This is a genomic window from Paenibacillus chungangensis (assembly GCF_042675905.1).
GTDB classification, from domain to species: domain Bacteria; phylum Bacillota; class Bacilli; order Paenibacillales; family Paenibacillaceae; genus Pristimantibacillus; species Pristimantibacillus chungangensis.
In genome coordinates this window covers 620,908-639,464 of sequence record NZ_JBHTJZ010000005.1, presented here as the reverse complement: position 1 = coordinate 639,464, position 18,557 = coordinate 620,908, and the positions used below count along the sequence as shown (strand labels likewise).

At 50.2% G+C, this 18,557-nt stretch carries 22 protein-coding genes; all 22 read right to left on the bottom strand.

Annotated features, from left to right (window positions below):
* Positions 1–15: 15 nt before the first annotated feature.
* Complete coding sequence (locus ACFQ2I_RS05510; protein ID WP_377562647.1) at positions 16–549, bottom strand: tetratricopeptide repeat protein; 534 nt, start codon at positions 547–549, stop codon at positions 16–18.
* 55 nt (positions 550–604) lie between these two features.
* Positions 605–940 carry a nucleotide pyrophosphohydrolase gene (locus ACFQ2I_RS05505; protein WP_377562646.1) on the bottom strand — a complete coding sequence of 112 codons (336 nt, stop codon included), beginning with the start codon at positions 938–940 and terminating at the stop codon, positions 605–607.
* Between the two features lie 134 nt (positions 941–1,074).
* Entirely contained in the window at positions 1,075–1,956 is an 882-nt protein-coding gene (locus tag ACFQ2I_RS05500; protein WP_377562645.1) for a sporulation protein YpjB, read from the bottom strand.
* Between the two features lie 42 nt (positions 1,957–1,998).
* Positions 1,999–2,631 carry a DUF1405 domain-containing protein gene (locus ACFQ2I_RS05495; RefSeq protein ID WP_377562644.1) on the bottom strand — a complete coding sequence of 211 codons (633 nt, stop codon included), beginning with the start codon at positions 2,629–2,631 and terminating at the stop codon, positions 1,999–2,001.
* A 105-nt stretch (positions 2,632–2,736) separates the two neighbouring features.
* Complete coding sequence (locus ACFQ2I_RS05490) at positions 2,737–3,591, bottom strand: c-type cytochrome (protein WP_377562643.1); 855 nt, start codon at positions 3,589–3,591, stop codon at positions 2,737–2,739.
* 18 nt (positions 3,592–3,609) lie between these two features.
* Positions 3,610–4,281: a menaquinol-cytochrome c reductase cytochrome b subunit gene (gene qcrB / locus ACFQ2I_RS05485; protein WP_377562642.1), complete on the bottom strand. Its 672-nt coding sequence runs from the start codon at positions 4,279–4,281 to the stop codon at positions 3,610–3,612.
* Between the two features lie 16 nt (positions 4,282–4,297).
* Positions 4,298–4,834 carry a Rieske 2Fe-2S domain-containing protein gene (locus ACFQ2I_RS05480; RefSeq protein WP_377562641.1) on the bottom strand — a complete coding sequence of 179 codons (537 nt, stop codon included), beginning with the start codon at positions 4,832–4,834 and terminating at the stop codon, positions 4,298–4,300.
* Between the two features lie 253 nt (positions 4,835–5,087).
* Positions 5,088–5,498: a DUF2487 family protein gene (locus tag ACFQ2I_RS05475; protein WP_377562640.1), complete on the bottom strand. Its 411-nt coding sequence runs from the start codon at positions 5,496–5,498 to the stop codon at positions 5,088–5,090.
* Between the two features lie 132 nt (positions 5,499–5,630).
* On the bottom strand, positions 5,631–5,816 hold the full coding sequence (locus tag ACFQ2I_RS05470) for an IDEAL domain-containing protein (protein ID WP_377562639.1): 186 nt from the start codon (positions 5,814–5,816) through the stop codon (positions 5,631–5,633).
* A gap of 22 nt (positions 5,817–5,838) precedes the next feature.
* Positions 5,839–6,342, bottom strand: coding sequence for a gamma carbonic anhydrase family protein (locus ACFQ2I_RS05465; RefSeq protein WP_377562638.1), 504 nt, complete (start codon positions 6,340–6,342; stop codon positions 5,839–5,841).
* Positions 6,343–6,407: 65 nt separating this feature from the next.
* Complete coding sequence (locus ACFQ2I_RS05460; protein ID WP_377562637.1) at positions 6,408–7,580, bottom strand: hypothetical protein; 1,173 nt, start codon at positions 7,578–7,580, stop codon at positions 6,408–6,410.
* Between the two features lie 171 nt (positions 7,581–7,751).
* Positions 7,752–8,324: a histidine phosphatase family protein gene (locus ACFQ2I_RS05455; protein ID WP_377562636.1), complete on the bottom strand. Its 573-nt coding sequence runs from the start codon at positions 8,322–8,324 to the stop codon at positions 7,752–7,754.
* Positions 8,325–8,373: 49 nt separating this feature from the next.
* The gene (locus tag ACFQ2I_RS05450; RefSeq protein WP_377562635.1) at positions 8,374–8,976 is read right to left on the bottom strand and encodes a zf-HC2 domain-containing protein; all 603 of its coding nucleotides are present in this window, start codon (positions 8,974–8,976) and stop codon (positions 8,374–8,376) included.
* On the bottom strand, positions 8,973–9,569 hold the full coding sequence (locus tag ACFQ2I_RS05445; protein ID WP_377562634.1) for an RNA polymerase sigma factor: 597 nt from the start codon (positions 9,567–9,569) through the stop codon (positions 8,973–8,975). The genes ACFQ2I_RS05450 and ACFQ2I_RS05445 overlap by 4 nt, the downstream gene beginning before the upstream one ends.
* Before the next feature lie 398 nt (positions 9,570–9,967).
* Positions 9,968–11,059, bottom strand: coding sequence for a prephenate dehydrogenase (locus tag ACFQ2I_RS05440; protein ID WP_377562633.1), 1,092 nt, complete (start codon positions 11,057–11,059; stop codon positions 9,968–9,970).
* Position 11,060: 1 nt separating this feature from the next.
* Complete coding sequence (gene hisC / locus ACFQ2I_RS05435) at positions 11,061–12,161, bottom strand: histidinol-phosphate transaminase (RefSeq protein WP_377562632.1); 1,101 nt, start codon at positions 12,159–12,161, stop codon at positions 11,061–11,063.
* 154 nt (positions 12,162–12,315) lie between these two features.
* On the bottom strand, positions 12,316–13,122 hold the full coding sequence (gene trpA / locus ACFQ2I_RS05430) for a tryptophan synthase subunit alpha (RefSeq protein ID WP_377562631.1): 807 nt from the start codon (positions 13,120–13,122) through the stop codon (positions 12,316–12,318).
* Positions 13,106–14,314 (bottom strand): tryptophan synthase subunit beta, encoded by a 1,209-nt coding sequence (gene trpB / locus ACFQ2I_RS05425; RefSeq protein WP_377562630.1) that lies wholly within the window; start codon positions 14,312–14,314, stop codon positions 13,106–13,108. The genes trpA and trpB overlap by 17 nt, the downstream gene beginning before the upstream one ends.
* Positions 14,311–14,994, bottom strand: coding sequence for a phosphoribosylanthranilate isomerase (locus ACFQ2I_RS05420; RefSeq protein ID WP_377562629.1), 684 nt, complete (start codon positions 14,992–14,994; stop codon positions 14,311–14,313). Before ACFQ2I_RS05420 ends, trpB begins: the two co-directional genes overlap by 4 nt.
* Positions 14,991–15,788 carry an indole-3-glycerol phosphate synthase TrpC gene (trpC, locus tag ACFQ2I_RS05415; RefSeq protein ID WP_377562628.1) on the bottom strand — a complete coding sequence of 266 codons (798 nt, stop codon included), beginning with the start codon at positions 15,786–15,788 and terminating at the stop codon, positions 14,991–14,993. Before trpC ends, ACFQ2I_RS05420 begins: the two co-directional genes overlap by 4 nt.
* Positions 15,778–16,824: an anthranilate phosphoribosyltransferase gene (gene trpD / locus ACFQ2I_RS05410; RefSeq protein ID WP_377562627.1), complete on the bottom strand. Its 1,047-nt coding sequence runs from the start codon at positions 16,822–16,824 to the stop codon at positions 15,778–15,780. The genes trpC and trpD overlap by 11 nt, the downstream gene beginning before the upstream one ends.
* Positions 16,821–18,401 (bottom strand): anthranilate synthase component I, encoded by a 1,581-nt coding sequence (gene trpE / locus ACFQ2I_RS05405; protein WP_377562626.1) that lies wholly within the window; start codon positions 18,399–18,401, stop codon positions 16,821–16,823. Before trpE ends, trpD begins: the two co-directional genes overlap by 4 nt.
* Positions 18,402–18,557: the final 156 nt, after the last annotated feature.

The following is an 18,557-nucleotide window of genomic DNA, read 5'->3' as shown; positions in this document are numbered from 1 at the left end:
TTTATCACCTGTTCCTTATTTTCTTCTATTATTGGTCCGATTCCGCTGCATGCGCCGTTTGCGGTTAAGATCGGCGAACAATCTTCTGGCGGCGGCATGCTGTGGATCAAGCCGAAGTGCTTCTCGTGCATTGCTAGCTGCTTCATCCAGACGGTCAAGTTCGCCGTACACAAGCGCTAACGTATAGTAGCCTTCAAAGCATATGGGATCCAGCGATACAGCCCGCATGAGCAAGTCTTCCGCCTCATTCCAGGACGGCCGTTCTGCAGCAAGTAGATGATTCGCTTCCAAGATGAACAGCTTTGCTTGCACCACCTTCGCATGATAGCGATATTCTTCATTATCAGGCTCCATCTGTTCCGCGGTATCAGCATATACTTTCGCTCGCTGCCACTTCTCGCTTCTCGCACAAGATACAGCACATCGGTGGTAATAGCTTGCATTGCCAGGGTCTGCAGCAATAGCTTGCTCGAACCAGTGTATCGCACCTTCAAAGTCATTTTGCAAGATAAGTTCAAATGCTTTTTTGACGCTGCTCTCACCATCCATATGCCCATCCTCCTTATACAGGGGCTCGATGGTACAGCATATGTAAGGAGATTACTTACGGTTCGTCGCTAATTCTAGTCCATCTATCCGCATCGCGCGTATTGAACTTGTTCATCACTTTGTTATGCGCTTCCGTCAAATCGATGTGGAGCGAATTGGCGAAGCAGTTCAAGATGAACAAGATGTCACCAAGCTCCATTTCTACGGAATTATCTGCCTCTTCCGGCTTCTTAGGCTTCTCGCCATAAGCATGATTCACTTCCCTGGCCAGCTCGCCGACTTCTTCAGACAATCTGGCCATCAGCGCAAGCGGACTGAAATAACCTTCTTTGAATTGGGAGATGTATGCGTCGACTTCTCGTTGTATTTCCGCTAATGACTTCTCCTCCATGAGCTTCCATCCCACTCCTTGTCTGATGCTTTGTATATGCTCTCTATGTTACCGTAAGCGCGTTCCATAAATCAACGTTTTTCGTTGCGTCGGCAGGAAAACGAAGAAACCGGATCGCACGAGCTGCGTCCGGTCTAAGCAATAGGTTTGATGCCATATGGTCTTGTTCTGTACTTGCGCCAGCCCACCAAGGTAAGGACGGCCGAGATCATCGTACCGATCATAAATATCCACCTCAGCGGCTTCCCCTGCTCCGGGGAAGCTATGGCGGGGTAAGACATTCCGTCATCTCCACTATAGATGGCGGATATGACGTTGTCCATCGTCGCTAATGTCCGCTCCACTTCCTGATTGGAGATTGGCCTCAGCTTCTCAGCCCCTTGCTTCTCCATGGCGACTAATATGCGCCTGCCGTACTGAATACGCTCCATCAGCTCACGCATTCTCAACTGATGACCCGCTATGTTAGCCGCCGCTTCGATCCGATTCGCATGCACATGCATACGATGCAGCATAGCTGCAGCTGCGGGCCCCTCAGAACCGTCTCCCCTGTGCCATGCCTGGCGAATGGAACTGACGTCATCGCGAAGAAGCTGTTCGTATGGCAGCCACAATGCTCTATCGGGTCTTACCATCGCATCAACTGCAAGTCTGATACGCGTAACTTGCTCCAGCCAGTTCATGTCGGGCTGTCCGTCAGTCAGTGCGCGTTCTACCTTATCGGCATCCGCAATCATCAGTCTCCAGCCATCTTCCGCGCCGTATTGCTGAATGATCTCGTCTTCCAGATAACGTTTCAGCGTCAACAGATGCGAATAAGCTGCTTGACGATTATGCGAATATGACGCTGTATATAAAGATTCAGCTATAGTATCCAGCTTCATCAGCTTGTCGAATCTCGCATCCCGAACAGCATGAACGGAAATATCGGAAGCACCATAACTTCCCAGCATACCTGTAGCCCCTAGCGCCAGTATAATTGTCGACAGGAATGGCAATAGGATACGTGTAAACATAATCATCCCCCCATACCTTACTGTATGAGGAGCGTGGACAAGTTATGACCGCTTCCTGAACGACAGAGCCATCGCTCCGCACAGGAAGCTAGCTGCCGATAAGCCAATTGTAAACCACTTCACAGTCACAATATCATCTTCCAACTCATTCGGCAAATACGGATATACCCCGTATGTGTAGTCTACCGTATCGTTAAGGAACAGCCAGCTCGTTGCAACAGCCAATGCGCCGAGCCGAGCCTTCATGAATCGAACGTACAATAACGCCTCAGCTGCCATACCTAGATGAGAAGCGACCAACATATAATGTTGCCAATTCAATACATCTCCTTGCGCTTGTCCGGCGAATATCATGACGACTGCCCATACCCCGTATTTCACAGAGCATACGACCGCCAACGCTTCAATGACGAGCCGACTAGCAGAGGCAAGCTTGGACAGTCGACCGGGAGGAAAAAGCAAGTAAAGCAAAGCTAAAGTAAAAAACAAGCTCGCGGTAGGCGAATCAGGCACAAACGGCAGCATCCAACCCGGCTTGGTAGCAGCAGTTACCTGCAGCTGATGACCATACCAAATGTATCCATAAATTGTGCCGATCAAATTGACCATAAACAATAGCCATAAAAAGCGGCGGTCCAGCAAAAATGCTCGGCTCCAAAAAAAAGATATGCCCACCTTTCTTCCCTCCTATGTCTATTGGAATAGTAAAAAACTAATAAATTCTAATCGGTTGAAAAAAACCTGATCGTTGACACGATCAGGTTTTTTTCAAATGGCTATTTACTGTGTTTGTTTCGTTAACCAAAGTGCTAGTTTATCAATATCATCGCTGGACAGGGATTCACCGAATCCAGGCATCATTTTATTCTCACTGCCATTGGTAATAATGCCAGCAATTTCTTCTTGAGAAAGCTTATTGCCTACACCCAGCAATGCAGGGCCTGCTCCACCATTTAAATCAGTCGCATGACAACCCATACATTGCGATTGGTAGGTCTCCATTGCCGGATCTTCCGGCTCGATAATGGCTGCCGCTTTCTTAAGCGGGTTCGGACGAGGCTTGCCCGCATTGATCGCTTCCTCCGCACGCTCTGCGCGCAGATGATGCTCTGGCGTCTGTCCATTCTTCTCCAGCATATCCTGGTAATGGTCCCAGGATACGACTGTCAAGTAAATACAAGCGACGAGCGACAGCATCATCAGAGATGACGCAATTGGACGGCGATAGAAGCGGCGTTCCTTGCCTGTGTCCAGGAATGGAGCAAGCAGCAATGCGCCGAACATAATTCCAGGAATGGCCATCGTGCCAAGCAACACGTACTCTTGCGAAACGTATGGATATTTCAAAAATTGATACAGGAACAAGAAGTACCAGTCCGGCATCGGAATAAATGCCGCGTTCGTAGGATCTGCGGGATAACCGAGCGGAGGCGGCTCCGCGATAACCCATGCCAGGAATCCTACGAGCACAACGCAGCCTACCATCCATTCCTTCAGTAAAAAGTTCGGTATGAAGGCTTCAGACTTCCCGGGGAAGGCTGTATAATCCGGAGGCGTCTGCCACGACTCGCCCTTCTTCACCCGAGAATCGCCTACGAATACTACTTTCTCGTTCGATTTATGACCGTGCGCCATTAGTTAGCCTCCTTTCGCTTATAGTGGTCCAGATATGCCTTGCTTCCGTATCATCAGGAAATGCGCTGCCAACAGAGCGATCAGTGCGCCAGGCAGGAAGAACACGTGAATCGCGAAGAAGCGAGTCAATGTCTGAGCGCCAACAATATCTCCGCCATATAGGAAATCGGCGATATATGATCCGATATAAGGTACGGATGCCGCAATCTCAACCCCTACTTTGGTTGCGTAGTAAGCTTTGTTGTCCCATGGCAGCAAGTATCCTGTGAAGCCCAGGCCAAGCATGATGAAGAAAATCAACATTCCGACTACCCAGTTCATCTCTCGAGGAGCCTTGTAGGAACCCGTGAAGAAGACGCGCAGCGTATGTAGGAACATCATGACGATAACTAGGCTTGCCCCAAAATGATGCATACCTCTGACAATCTGTCCGAAGGCAACCTGATGCTGCAGGAAGTCAACGCTTGCATAAGCGTGAATAATATCCGGTACGTAATACATAGTCAGAAACATGCCGGATAAAATTTGGATAATGGTGATGAAAAACGTCAATCCGCCGAAGCAATACACGAATGCAGAGAAGTGATGGGCCGGGTTTACGTGCTCAGGCACTTCATGATCGGCTACATCTCTCCATAACGGCGTAATGTCAAGACGTTCATCGATCCAGTTGTATACGGTTTTAAACATCTGAAATACGCCCTCCTTACACTCTAGTATTTGGCTTCAATGGTCCCAAATAGACGAATCCGTTTTCTTTGTTCACTTCGACTTCATATTCATCCAGCGGCGCATTGGCAACTGTGATGTTTTTGCCGTCTTTGGAATAGCGGGCATCGTGACAAGGACAATCATATTCGTTCTGCCCCTTGGTATTCCAGAAGATCGTACAGCCTAGATGTTTGCACACTGGCGACAAAGCGAAAATATTGCCTTGCGCGTCCTTGGAAATCCAAGCAACAAGCTCGGGCTCGCTCTCATACCATCCGTCAATTTGATGGATCTTGAACTTCACTTCCAACGGTTCGGTCGTAATTTTGCTTTCTTCCACAACCTTCACGAAAGTGCCCTCGCCTTTCTTCACCAGCAGAGGGTCAACTGCAAAACGAACCATCGGCAATACCGCGCCGCCCATCATAAAGGCTGTCGTGCCGCCGAGCGTGTAGGACAAAAACTGACGCCGAGACATCTCTTTGCGCTGTACTGGCCGATGTGCCGCATCATGTTGTTCTTGGTTACTCATTATCTGTTCCAACCCCCTTTGCCAACCATCTCTCCTGTTTTGCCGCATAGCAAAAACACATTACGAACTAGGACATTACTTATAATAGCCTAGGTGCATGGGAGCGTCAAGAATATGGCTGGATATTTGCGTCATTATGGAAATCACGTTCATCAATTTGTTGTCATTTTGTCACATTTGACCTTCGATAAGTTATGTTTTCCCCCAAAAGGATGGCATTTATTCAGGTCCCTTCCAGTTTCGTGTCACATCTTCAACTCCACAGTTCTCTAATGGCGCTCGTCACCTCGCTTGGTTGAGGTAGTGTCCCATCCGCTGTCGGCCGCAAGACAAGATCCGCCGCATCGCATGTCAACTCTAAGGTGGCGTTCGCCGTTGCAACAATGATATATGTAAAACCTATACTTCTTAGCGCCTCACACCACTTTGCCAGCATTTCGTCAAAATTCAACCCATCCGCCCAATAGTGACATGCCGGATACGTTACGACTCTGCCCCTGAACGGAATTTCTACCATATCCATCATATCCCTCAGCTGTTCAAGGCAGGCTGTCGCCTTAGGCGGAGACTCCAGGCCCGACATTCCCGTAACAGGCAGCAGACAGGTATCCAGATACGGAGCTAGCTCCTTCCATTTATCGTCTTCGATCTCACTGAACTTCATAAGAACTCCTCCAATATGCAATCGATTGCATTTTACTAATCACTTTTTATGATTGTACAAAAGAAAGCTTCCAATTGCCAGATCCGTTTTGAACAGTTGCTGTTCTCACCCTGGTAATCGGAAGCTTTTCTTTCAATCCTTTTGTAGCTCATTCAATTGTTTGGTTAGAGAATAGAACGTATCCTCGTCCCCAGCAGCAAGCGCCTTGTCGATGGCAACGTTCAGCTGTTCCGATTGATACTTTTGAATCGCTTCATCCAGAACCATTTCGGCGAACAAGCCGAGCATTGCCTCGTATGTGATTTTCATTTTGTCCATAGGATACACCTCCATAGCGGCGTTAGCTCCTATATTCAATCCCTTTCGTCACATAGCTCTCCATCGTCCATTTCATTCGCTGCAGATCATCCTCTGTCAATTCTCTTACGACTTTGGCAGGTGTTCCAAGAGAAAGCGTATAGGAAGGTATTTTTTTGTTCTCTGTCACAATCGATCCGGCTCCTATTAAAGCATATTCACCGATGTCGGCGCCGTTCAGTACGATTGCCCCCATTCCGATCAATGTACCTTTGCCTATCGAGCAGCCATGTATGATTGCGCTGTGGCCGACAGACACCTCATCTCCCAGCAGCAGCGGCTGATCTGTGTTCACATGTCCGACGACTCCATCCTGAATGTTGCAGCTGTGACCGATAATAATCGGCGCCAGATCGCCTCTTAGCACGGCGTTGAACCACACTGTGCTCTTCGCTCCAATAGACACTTCTCCGATCACTTTCGCTCCCTCAGCAATATAACAGTCGGAATGAACTGCCGGTACTATCCCCTTATAAGGCAACAACATATCGCCAACTCTCCCTTCATTTATTCGGAGAGATTCTAACAAGGCTGCAGATCAAAAGTCAACCTTTATTGCTTTGTTGCGACCTTGCCGGAGACAACCGCATGCCCCCATCTTGTCATGCGTATGACCGTTCCGTGCTGAGGGTGCTCGCCAATCCTCAATAATCCCAGATGCATCATCATTGTCAACACGCGCACTTCCAGTATGGAAGAGGCATTATCATAGTAATACGGCTTGATGAACGGCTCCAGTGCTTCCTTGATCGATAGGAACGTTACCCACTCCTCTGCCAGTGAATGAATCCAATGAACGAGAGAGAGCAGATTGGGAATCGATCCCCTGTAAAGCTTAAGCCAGTAATGATACATGCTCTCCTCCTCCAGTTCAGGAGAAGCCGAGAGGCGTTCCATGCCTTCAGTCGTAACCTCCAACGTCTCATGATTCTCGCGCAGGTAGCCGGAGTAGTAACAATAATCGTACAGGAAGGACAGGCGATTCGGATAATGATTGAAGTGACGGCCGTAGCCGAATCTCCACGCCCCCTTCTGCGGAAGCTTCTCCTGCACACTGAACCGATCCAGCAATGCTTGAATATACCTCTTGTACATAGAACCGTCTGCAGACAATTGCACATGGTTCTGGCTAACGTAATGCAACATTGCTTTCACGTCGTGTCCGAGCAAGTGCTGTTCATCCCGGTAGAGAGGAGGCTCATCCATGTAATGTAGCTGTGAAGCCAGCCTGCGCTTCATTACTTCCTGGAATCTTCCCTTCAAATCATTTGGTACTTGAAACAAATATTTGCCTGGGCCTGTAAATCCGTTGAACAACCACCCTTGATGTTTGAAGCGGAGTATCATTTCCCTTGGACTAGGTGGCTCCTGCTTCGCAACTTTTTTACGATTACTCTTGCGAGTCTTAGTCTTCGATGCCGCACGATCGGCCTCTTCGGCTTCCGTCTTCTGTTCTAATCCGAATCTGCTTTGTTGAACCCGCGCCATCAGATCCTCCAGGCTGTAAGACTCTCTCGTATCGAACAATAGCGAATTGAGGAATCGCAAGTCTTCCAGCTTCATATCATGCACTTGTCTCTCGAATACGTCGTTACGTCCCATCGTTGACAGAATTGCTTGGATCAGCTCGTTTTTTGAATGGCTGCTGCATTCGCACGAATAAGCATTCGCAATTTCAGTAAGCTGTCCAATATCCGCATATCCCAGCATATCCGATAAATTCATAGCTCTCTCCTTTCCGTTATGTTGGGCAAGAAGCTATTTTTAATCGAAGGTGTTTACTATCATTATGGGAATTTTCACATATTTCATACGTATCGTGAACCAATCGAAATCGAAGAAGGCCAGCTTATCCGAAAGCTTACGGATATGGCTGACCCTCTTCTTATTCACTTTTTAACCACTCAAGTGCTTCGAGCAATTATAAAGGAGCGGCTGCCAGCTATCACCATGCCGTTCCAGTATAGAATACGATACATTGCCAAGCCTCTCGTCCTGCAGATTCGGACATAATGACAGGAGCATCTCGGCGATAAAGCTGCCATGCGTGACGATAAGGACGTTCCCGTCATCCCAATCCCATTCATCCAGAAAACGTCTGCCCCGCTTCACAATTTGCTCCGAAGTCTCGATGCCCAGATCCAGCTGGCGCCAATCCGCCCCCCAACTGGCGATGCGTTCCGACTCCGTCGTGCCTTCCGCTTGTCCGAAATGTCGTTCTCGAAGGGACGTTAGGGGCGTCATCAGCGGAATGTCCAATGCACTAGCGATTTCTTCGGCTGTCACCCGAGCGCGCAGCAAATCGCTTGAGATCACACAATCCCATATCCGCTCATCCTCCGCAAGCCGATCCGCTATTGCCTTCGCTTGCCGCAGCCCTTCCCTATTCAGCGGAATATCCGTCTGTCCCTGAATGATGCCATTCGCATTCCAGTCTGTCTGTCCGTGTCTGACGAATCCGATTAGCATCCCTTTCTCTCCCCTACTTCTGTTCTTCTGTTAAGTAACATTGCGTCGACTAGTTTCTCACCCTTGCCAGCCAATTCAATACCAGCAGACATAAGATTAATCCTATCAAAGAGAGAGCGATATAATAATGGGGAAACCCAGGGACAACCTCCAGCACAACAGGATCGCTAATACTGGCGACTGGTATTTCGGCATATAAGGATGCTTTCACCACCGAACCTGTCGTGGCAGCGTTAGCTGTCTCTATTAGACCGGATAATTCGCTTAGCTTCACGGACTGATCAACATCTTTGCCATCCAAAACAAATACAAACAAAGCGCTAGCAAACATCGCCATACATGCAGCGATTACAATTGAAATATTTCGTTTGAACGCCTGTGTGAATTTGTAACTCTTGGTCGGTACGGACATTAGGGATGTACTGGCGTATATACGATCCATCACATTTCTGTTCATCAGCTCCAAGGAGCCGAATATCTCAGCATTGATAGAGGAGTCCTTAATTAATTGCTGGCTGGCTTCCCAGATCTCATATTGCTCATTGCATGCTGAACATTGCGTCAGATGGAAATCGATAGCTGTACGCTCTTCATCCCCTTCCATCAAGTCCCAATACTCACCAAACTTCTGCTGCACTTCTGTACATTTCATCGTGTATTCATCCTCTCGAATTGTTCCGTCTCCGATGCAGCTCCGAAATAAGGTTCAAGTTGATCTTTCACACTTGTCCTTGCACGGAACAACAGTGACTTGACAGAACTGACCGTCTGCCCCAATATGCTCGCGATCTCTTGATAGTCGAGCTGGTCATATTCACGAAGAATCAGGGCCGATCGCTGCTTCTCAGGCAACCGGTTAATGGCCTGTCTGACGAGTGCCATTCGTTCCTTGCGCAGCGCGTGCGCTTCTGGAGCCAATTCGTCAGATTCCGGCGGCTCGAATCCGACGTCCTCTAGAGACACATTGATCGCTTTCACCTTGCGAAGCTCGCTTAACACTGTGTTCCGGGCAATCGTATATAACCAAGTAGAGAAAGAAGCATCCATCTCTCGGAAGGAATGCAGACTGCGATAAGCTTTATAGAACGTCTCAGAACAGAGATCCTCCGACATCTGCTCCAGCTTCGAGCTCTTCAGCATGTGATAGATGAAAGCCATGATCTTTCTCTGATACCGTTGCATAAGTTCTGAGTAAAGCTCAACATTGCCATCCTTTATCTCACGTATTAATTGGGAATCCGTCATGACAGGCGAACCTCCTCCACCTGCACAATTGCTCCCCGCGCATTTGTTGTAACATTGTACTGTACGGGAAGCAAAAAGTTGCGGTCTTTTATTTAAATAACGAAAAAAAACACGAGTAGTATACTATTCGTGTTCGATATGCAAATTCCTTCCCATTTCGACAAAAAGGATTTTCATCCTTTTTTATAATCTATTTACAAATATCATTCAGTGCATGAAAGAGGACAAAAAAAAACCACTCTAATGAGTGGTTAGCGCTCATGCCGAGCGCTGTAGATATTGGATAGGAGTGGAGAGAAACCATACTGTATTTTTATTATATGTATACGCTTCCAATATGTCAATAGCAAAATTAAACTCCGCGCAGATCGACAGGCGCGGAGTTACATATCTCTTATTTAAGTCGATACGGTATAGCCATTGCTCCGGAGAAGCTCGATCGCCAAATCCAGATATTCCTGACTTCGAAAACTTAGCCTCAATACGCCAGGCACATCCATTCTACTTTCAATAATCTGAATATTGCTCAAGTTGATTCTATTGTTGCCTAGCTCGCTTGCGATATTGCCGATGATACCGGGGTGATCTGGAACGTCCACATAGCAATCATAGATGGAATGAATCATGCCTTTCCTTCGTTCAGGCATCTGGCCACGGAACTCCCCCGCCAATCGGAATGCTTCTGATATGCCGTTGCCATCGCCTTGCTCCAGCATACGGACGAATTCTTCTATACCGTTATTCCAATCCTTCAGATGCTTCAGCAATACTTCTCGGTTATCCAGCAATATATCCCGCCATAAGGCAGGGTCTCCTGATGCGATCCTTGTAATATCTCGGAAGCCGCCTGCTGCAAGAGCTTCATACAAGGGATTGCTTTCGTTATATGCACGAACCTGATTAACTAGAGCAACAGCGATAATGTGGGGCAAGTGGCTAATGGCTCCCACAATATCGTCATGCAGCTCCGCTTCAACCTTCACGATATTCGCCCTTGTATGGGACAGAAGCTGTTCCAGCGCTTGCACCGCTTCCTCTGTCGCATCAGGTGCAGGAGTCAATACATAGAAGGCATTCTCAAGCAGATGGTAGGAAGCCGCCTCAACGCCTGTACGCTCCGACCCCGCCATAGGATGACCTCCGATGAATGTGATGCCCTCCTGCTTCAGCACCTCCGCACTATGCATGACTGAAGCTTTCGTGCTGCCGACATCCGTCACAATGCAGCCCTTCTTCAGCTTGCAGGTACTGAGCTGTCGAAGGTATTCGTCCATATGGCCAACTGGAACGCACAGGAATATAAAGTCCGCATCTGCGGCGGCTTCCTCTACGGAAGTCGTGGCCTCATCCACTACGCCTCTCTGGACGTATTTCTCTGCCGACGAAAGACGAGGAGAGTACCCCATTACTTGAATGCCGGGCTTGTCCTTTAAACATAATGCTATTGAACCGCCTATTAATCCGACACCGAAAATCGATACTTTCATCATGTTAGCTCTTCTGCACCGCCGCTTCCTGCAATACTACCTCCAATGCGGCGATAAACTTCACATTCTGCTCCGGAGTGCCGACGGATACGCGAATGTACGAAGGATAATGCGCCCAACGAGGCCTCACGATGACGCCCTTCTGCAACAAGCTCTGGAATACTTCCTGGGAAGGTCGCTTGGCATCTACCATAATAAAATTGCCGTATGCCGGAAAGTAGTTCAGACCGAGTTCATCGAACTTCTCGCACATGTACGCCAGCCCCTGACTGTTATGAATGCGGCAATTCGCTACAAACTCGTCGTCCGCAAGCGAAGCTTTCGCCGCTGCCTGTGCGACTCGTGTCGTATTGAATGGTTCCCTGACCTGATTAATGAAATGGATGACGTCCGGATGTCCGACACCGTATCCGATGCGAAGAGCGGCAAGTCCGTATATTTTGGAAAATGTCCGCAAGACGACAAGATTGCGGTACTCCTTCAGCATCTGAACGCCATCGCTGTATGCCGGGTCATCAATATATTCGCCATAGGCTTCGTCCAGCACGACAAGAACATGCTCGGGAACGGCTTTCATGAACGCGATTAATTCGTCATGCTTGACGATGGTACCGGTAGGATTGTTAGGATTGCATATCCACAGCACCTTCGTCCTGTCGGTAACCTTCTCCAGCATTGCCTGCAAATCATGAACGCCTTCCTTAAGTGGAACCTCAATAATATGGGCATTTTCGACCTCTGCATTATGCTTGTACTGGGAGAAAGTCTCATCCGCCATAATCGTCTCGTCTCCGGGGGCCAAGAACGCTCTGGCGATCATCAGAATGATCTCGCTGGAGCCGGAACCGAATATGACGCTCCTTGCATCAACTTCCAACTTGCCCGCCAATGCTTCCGTCAGCTCGATGCTCGCGCCATCGGGATAAATGCTGGAGCGTTCAATTTCCTCAAGTACAGCTTCTCTTACTTTACTGGAGCAACCGTAAGGATTTTCATTGGATGCCAGCTTTATGACTTCGCTTAAACCCAATTCTCTCTTCACATCTTCTACAGGCTTGCCCGGCTGATAGACCGGCAAATGAACAATATTGCTTTTTGGCCGCATAGACATATCCTCTCTCTCATCTCTATATCAATGTGAAACAATCGTTTCTATCTCTCTATTGTCTCATATTCGATATTGCTTTAAAAGAGGATTTGCAAGAAAGAAGGAAGAGCCTCCCGCCTGCACTTCGGGGAAACTCTTCCTCAAGGTTACATTATACTTTCAACGATGTTACAAATTGGGTAATTTCCGTTATGCCCTGCTCCTTCGTCACGGGCGACTGAAGCAGCGGAATCGCCTCTTCTATCTTGCGTACGATGGCGCTTCCGACGATAACGCCATCGCACTGCTGCTGGAATCTGGCGACCTGATCACGGTTCGATATGCCGAATCCGACTGCAATCGGACAATCAGTCGCTTCCCGAACAGTGGACAGAAATTCGTCAATGCCGTTATGGAACTCAGAGCGAACGCCTGTAACGCCCAGAGAAGATACGCAATAGACAAATCCTCTTGCATTCTCGGCAATTCGTACGATTCGCTCCCGTGATACCGGGGCAACTAGAGGGATCAGGTGAACCCCGGCGGCATCGGCCAGGGGCAGCACGCTCTCGCTCTCCTCGATCGGCAAGTCGGGAATGATCATACCGCTAATTCCTTTGCTCGCGACCAGCTCGAAGAAGCTCTCAAGACCGTACTGAAGCACAGGATTGTAATACGAGAATAAGATAAGCGGCATTCGTACCCCTTCGCTCTGAAGCCGCTCCGCGACATTGATGCAGTCAAGCAACGTCACTTTGTTGCGAAGAGCCCGCTCCGACGCCTTCTGAATGACGGGTCCGTCCGCGAGCGGATCGGAATAGGGCACTCCAAGCTCAATGATGTCGGCTCCTGCTTGCTCCAACGCCTTCACAATATCAACCGTTGTGTCCAAGTCCGGATCGCCTACCGAGATGAACGGAATGAGCGCTGTCTTCCCTGCCGCCTTAAGCTCTGTGAACACTTTATCGATCTGATTCATTGACCGCACCTCCCAAGTAGCCCATGATGGCTTCCACATCTTTGTCGCCGCGTCCGGACAGATTCACGATGACGATCTGGTCCTTATTCAGCGTAGGTGCCAGCTTGATCGTCTCGGCAATGGCATGCGCCGACTCCAGCGCCGGTATAATGCCTTCCGTACGCGACAACAGCTGCAGCGCATCCAGCGCCTCAGCGTCCGTAGCAGGTACGTACTGCGCTCGGCCGGAATCCTTCAAGTACGCGTGCTCCGGACCAATGCCGGGATAGTCGAGACCGGCGGAGATGGAATGCGCCGGAAGCACTTGTCCGTGCTCATCTTGCAGCACGTAGCTCATGGACCCCTGAAATACGCCATGCGTCCCCTTCGTCATCGTCGCCGCATGCTCCTGCGTATCAACGCCTCTCCCGGCAGCCTCAACACCCAACAGCTTGACGCCGTCATCCTCCACGAATGGATAGAAGATGCCCATCGCATTGCTTCCGCCGCCGACTGCCGCGACGACGTAATCCGGCAATCTCCCCTCTTCCTCCAGAATCTGCTTCCTTGCCTCATCGCCGATAATCCGCTGGAAGTCGCGCACCATCATGGGATAAGGATGCGGCCCCGTAACCGAGCCCAGAATATAATAGGTATCCGTCACATGACTTACCCAGTAGCGCAGCGTTTCGTTGCAGGCGTCCTTCAGCGTCCGCGTGCCGGACGTGACGGGCACCACTTCTGTCCCCAGCAGGTTCATGCGGAATACATTCAGCTGCTGCCGCTTCATATCCTCTTCGCCCATGAACACCTTGCATTCCAGTCCCAACAGCGCTGCAATCGTCGCCGATGCGACGCCGTGCTGCCCCGCCCCCGTCTCCGCAATCACCTTCGTCTTGCCCATCCGCTTGGCGAGCACGCCTTGTCCGATCGTATTGTTGATCTTGTGGGCCCCGGTATGATTCAAGTCTTCGCGCTTCAGGTAAATCTTGGCACCTCCCAGCTGATCAGTCAGGCGGGCTGCATAATAGAGCGAGGTGGGTCTTCCTGAATAACGGTGCAGCAATGTGCGCACTTCCTCTTGGAAGGAAGCATCCCCGGCATAATGTATATAAGCTTCTTCAAGCTCCAACAATGCGTTCATTAACGTCTCCGGCACATATCGGCCTCCGAACTTGCCGTATCTTCCTGCCGCATCTGGCACTACAGTCATCTCTCCATCACCCTTCGAATAAATAATGCAATTTTCCCCAGATCCTTGCGTCCTTCTATCTCCACGCCGCTAGATACATCGATGCCGTCAGGCGAATGCTTCTCTAGCAGCTCCCGCACATTATCCGCATGAAGTCCGCCAGCCACGAACAGCGGAAGTCCAAGCTGACGGGCGGCACGGCCATAGGCCTCGATCCGTTCCCAGTTGAAGGTCTGGCCCGTCCCGCCTCCTGGCGCATCTATCAGCAGCGCATTAATGGTTGTGCGGTATGCGCTGAGTTCCATCAGAATTTGCTCGTATTCCTTTGGTTCTTCTTTGGCTACTGAACATACTTTCCATATCTGAAGATGAGGATATGCCTCTCGCAGCTCACGCATGTCATTCGCTGATTCCTGACCGTGAAGCTGAACGACATCGAGCGGAGCATCGTTCAATACTTCGCCGATGTACGCAATGGATGCGTTGACGAATACACCGACGACAAGAGGACGATTCCCTCCGGCTCCCTTGATCTTCCGTGCGGCTTCCACAAGTTTTCCCGCTTGCTTTCCCGTCACCTGCCGACGGCTGGGAGCGAATACGAGACCCAAGTAGTGAAACGGCAGACCGTTCATACCTTCAATCGTATCCACATCCGTCAAGCCGCAAATTTTCACCTTCAATTCACGTTGCGCCGTCATCCTCGTATCGGCCCCATAAGCGATTCGACGGCAGCTCCCACATCTGGCTGACGCATGAAATGCTCTCCGATCAGCACGCCGTCGGCACCGACGGTTTGCAAATAATTCAAATCCGATCTGCCTGCAATGCCGCTTTCGCTAATAACAGTGACCGTCTCAGGAATCGTCTTCATCAGCTTTTCCGTCGTCCGCAGATCCGTTACGAATGTGCGCAGATCACGATTGTTGATACCGATCAGCTCCACCTTGTCCAATGCAAGCACACGATGCAACTCCTCCTCGTCATGGACCTCGACGAGCGCGTCCATGCCTAGCGCATGAGCCAGATCATAGTATTCCGACATTTGCTGATCCGTCAGAATAGCTGCAATGAGCAATACGGCATCTGCACCGATTGTACGAGCTTCATATATTTGTCGGTAGTCAATTGTGAAGTCTTTGCGCAGCAATGGCAGATCGACTGCCGCTCTTACTTGCTCAAGATACGCATTTGAACCTTGGAAATAAGGTTGATCCGTCAATACGGATATGCAATCCGCTCCGGCAGCCTCGTATGCCGCCGCAAGTTGCACAGGATGGAAGTCCGAGCGAATAAGCCCTTTGGAAGGCGACGCCTTCTTCACTTCCGCGATGAGCCCCGTCTGGCGCTTCCGCCCCTCAGCCGTCAACGCGCGGTGAAAACCTCTGCACGGCGGAAGATCGGCAATGATACGTTCAGTATGTTGAATGGAGAAGCTTGCTTCGAGCGATTCAACCTCGGTGCGCTTCGTAGCGACTATGCGATCAAGAAACATGGGCCAACTCTCCTGTCATCTCGATTAATTGTTGCAGCTTGGCGCTTGCCGCACCGGAATCGATTGTAGATGCCGCCAAGTCAACGCCCTCTGTCAAGGAAGACGCGCCTCCCCCAATATAAATGCATGCGCCGGCGTTGGCAAGCACGATATCGCGATATGCCCCAGTCTCCTCCCCTTGGAAGATGGCGCGGATAATGTCAGCGTTCTTGGCAGGATCTCCGCCGCTTACCTGCGAGATTGGAGAACGCTTCAAACCAAGCTGTTCGGGCGTCACATCATAGGTAGTAATTACGCCGCCGTTCAACTCCGATATTTGGGTAGGCGCCGATATACTGATCTCATCCAGTCCGTCATGACTACTGACGACCATCGCACGCTTAAGCCCCAGTTCCCTTAGCACTTCTGCAATCGTCTCTGTCCTGCTGCGGTCGTACAATCCCAGCAACTGGCGATCCGCTCCGGCAGGATTCGTCAACGGGCCCAGCATATTAAAGATCGTTCGCACGCCAAGCTCCCGACGTGGCGCTGCGGCGTGGCGTAGCGACGGATGATAAATTTGGGCGAACATGAAGCACAGTCCGATCCGCTCCAGGCAAGCGGCCGCTTGTTCCGGCGAAAGCGAGATCTGCACGCCAAGCGCTTCCAGCACATCGGCACTACCAGCCTTGCCTGACATTGCTCGGTTGCCGTGCTTGGCTACTCGGATCCCGGAAGCGGACGCAATAATAGAGGAGGCTGTAGATATATTGAACTTATGAATACCGGAGCCTCCCGTGCCGCAAGTGTCAAGCAGTCCGGACTGCTCGGTCTGCACGCGGCTGGAGAAGGCGCGCATCGCTTCAGCGAAGCCCGTAATCTCCTCCCTCGATTCCCCCTTCATGCGAAGCGCCGCTGCAATGCCGCCGATCTGCGCATTTGTCGCTTCTCCATTCATGATCAGCGACATGACATGGGCCGCTTCGCCTCTTGTCAGATCACTGCCGTTCATAATTCTGCCAAGAGCGTTCTGCATTGTAATCGTCATTGTACTCATCTTATCCCAGCCTCCCGTTCGCTGTTCGCTGCGACATCATAATCCGCATTAATGGATACCTTGTGCGCCTTCTCTTCCCGCGAGGCGAAGCTCTCCTCCGCTGCCCGAATCGCCTTCAGCATCGCCTTCGCCTTATTGACCGTCTCCATATATTCGTTCTCCGGCACAGAATCCCACACGATACCTGCCCCGCTCTGCACATAAGCCTTGCCATTCTTGAAGATGATCGTTCGGATCGTTATACACGTATCCATGCTGCCCCCAAAGCCCAGATAGCCGATTGCTCCTGCATAGGCGCCGCGCGCTTCCGTCTCCAGCTCCGCGATAATCTCCATCGCGCGCAGCTTGGGAGCTCCCGATACAGTACCTGCCGGAAGACATGAGATGAAGGCGTCGAAGAAGTCCTTCTCGGGATGCAGCTTACCGCTTACATTAGATACGATGTGCATAACATGGGAATAACGCTCAATCTCCATGAAGGAATCGCACTTCACTGTTCCGAATTCCGACACTCTGCCAATATCGTTGCGGCCAAGATCGACCAGCATCAGATGCTCGGCGCGTTCCTTCTCGTCAGCTAGCAGATCCAGCTCTAGCGCCTTGTCTTCCTCCGGTGTCCCCCCGCGCGGACGAGTCCCGGCAATAGGTCTCGTCTCCACCCGATCGCCATTCACCTTCACAAGCGCCTCCGGCGATGTGCCTACGATCACTTCATCCCCCATCTTCAGGTAATACATATACGGAGAAGGGTTCATGACGCGCAATACTCTGTACACATGCAGCGGATCGACTTCCGTCTCGATACTGAATCGTTGCGACAGCACCACTTGAAAAATATCGCCCGCACGGATATATTCCTGGGCCTTCACCACATTCGCCATATATTGTTCCTTCGTCAGATTGGACTGCACATCGCCAAGATCGGGATCGGAAGGGATGGGAGCTACTGGCGCCGCCGCCGGCTCCACACGCTTCTGCAAACGCAGCATCATCGACTCTAACTTGCTTACAGCTTCGTTATACGCTTGCTCGATCGACTCATCCGTTGCACCATCCGGGATGTGTACGTTGCCGATAAGCTGCAGCTGCTGTTTGAAATGGTCGAAGACGATAACCGTGTCGCAGAACATAAATTGCAGGTCGTTCATATTCAAATCGTCAACTCGATGAGCCGGCAGACGTTCATAATATTGCAGTAGATCATATCCGAAAAACCCGATTGCTCCGCCTGTAAACGGGGGCAACTCCGGGATAGACGGACTACGGAACGTGCGTAGCTTTGCCTTCAGCTCGCTAATCGGTGAACCGCTAAGCACCGCCTTGCTGCCGTCATGCTCCAGTATCAAGTCGCCATTCTTGCCATATAGCATCATGAAGGGATTCGTTCCAATGAAGGAATGTCTGGCCCACTTCACTCCACCCTCTACGCTTTCCAACAGAAAAGCATGCTTCTCCTTGGCAAAATGCTGAAACAATGAGATCGGCGTCTCTGTATCCGCCATGACATGACGAACAATTGGGATTAAATTGTAACTATCGGATAACTGAATGATACGTTGCAGCTCATGATTCATCATTGGACCCCAACGACCTCCTTTTGCTAAATGTAAGATGAGCCTGCCGACTGCCGGCGTCTTCTGTGGTGTATAGAACAAGAAAAAGCCCCTGCCGCAGCAGGAGCCCGATATGAATGGATGATAACGTTAATGAATTGATTAGAAATAAAGGGATAG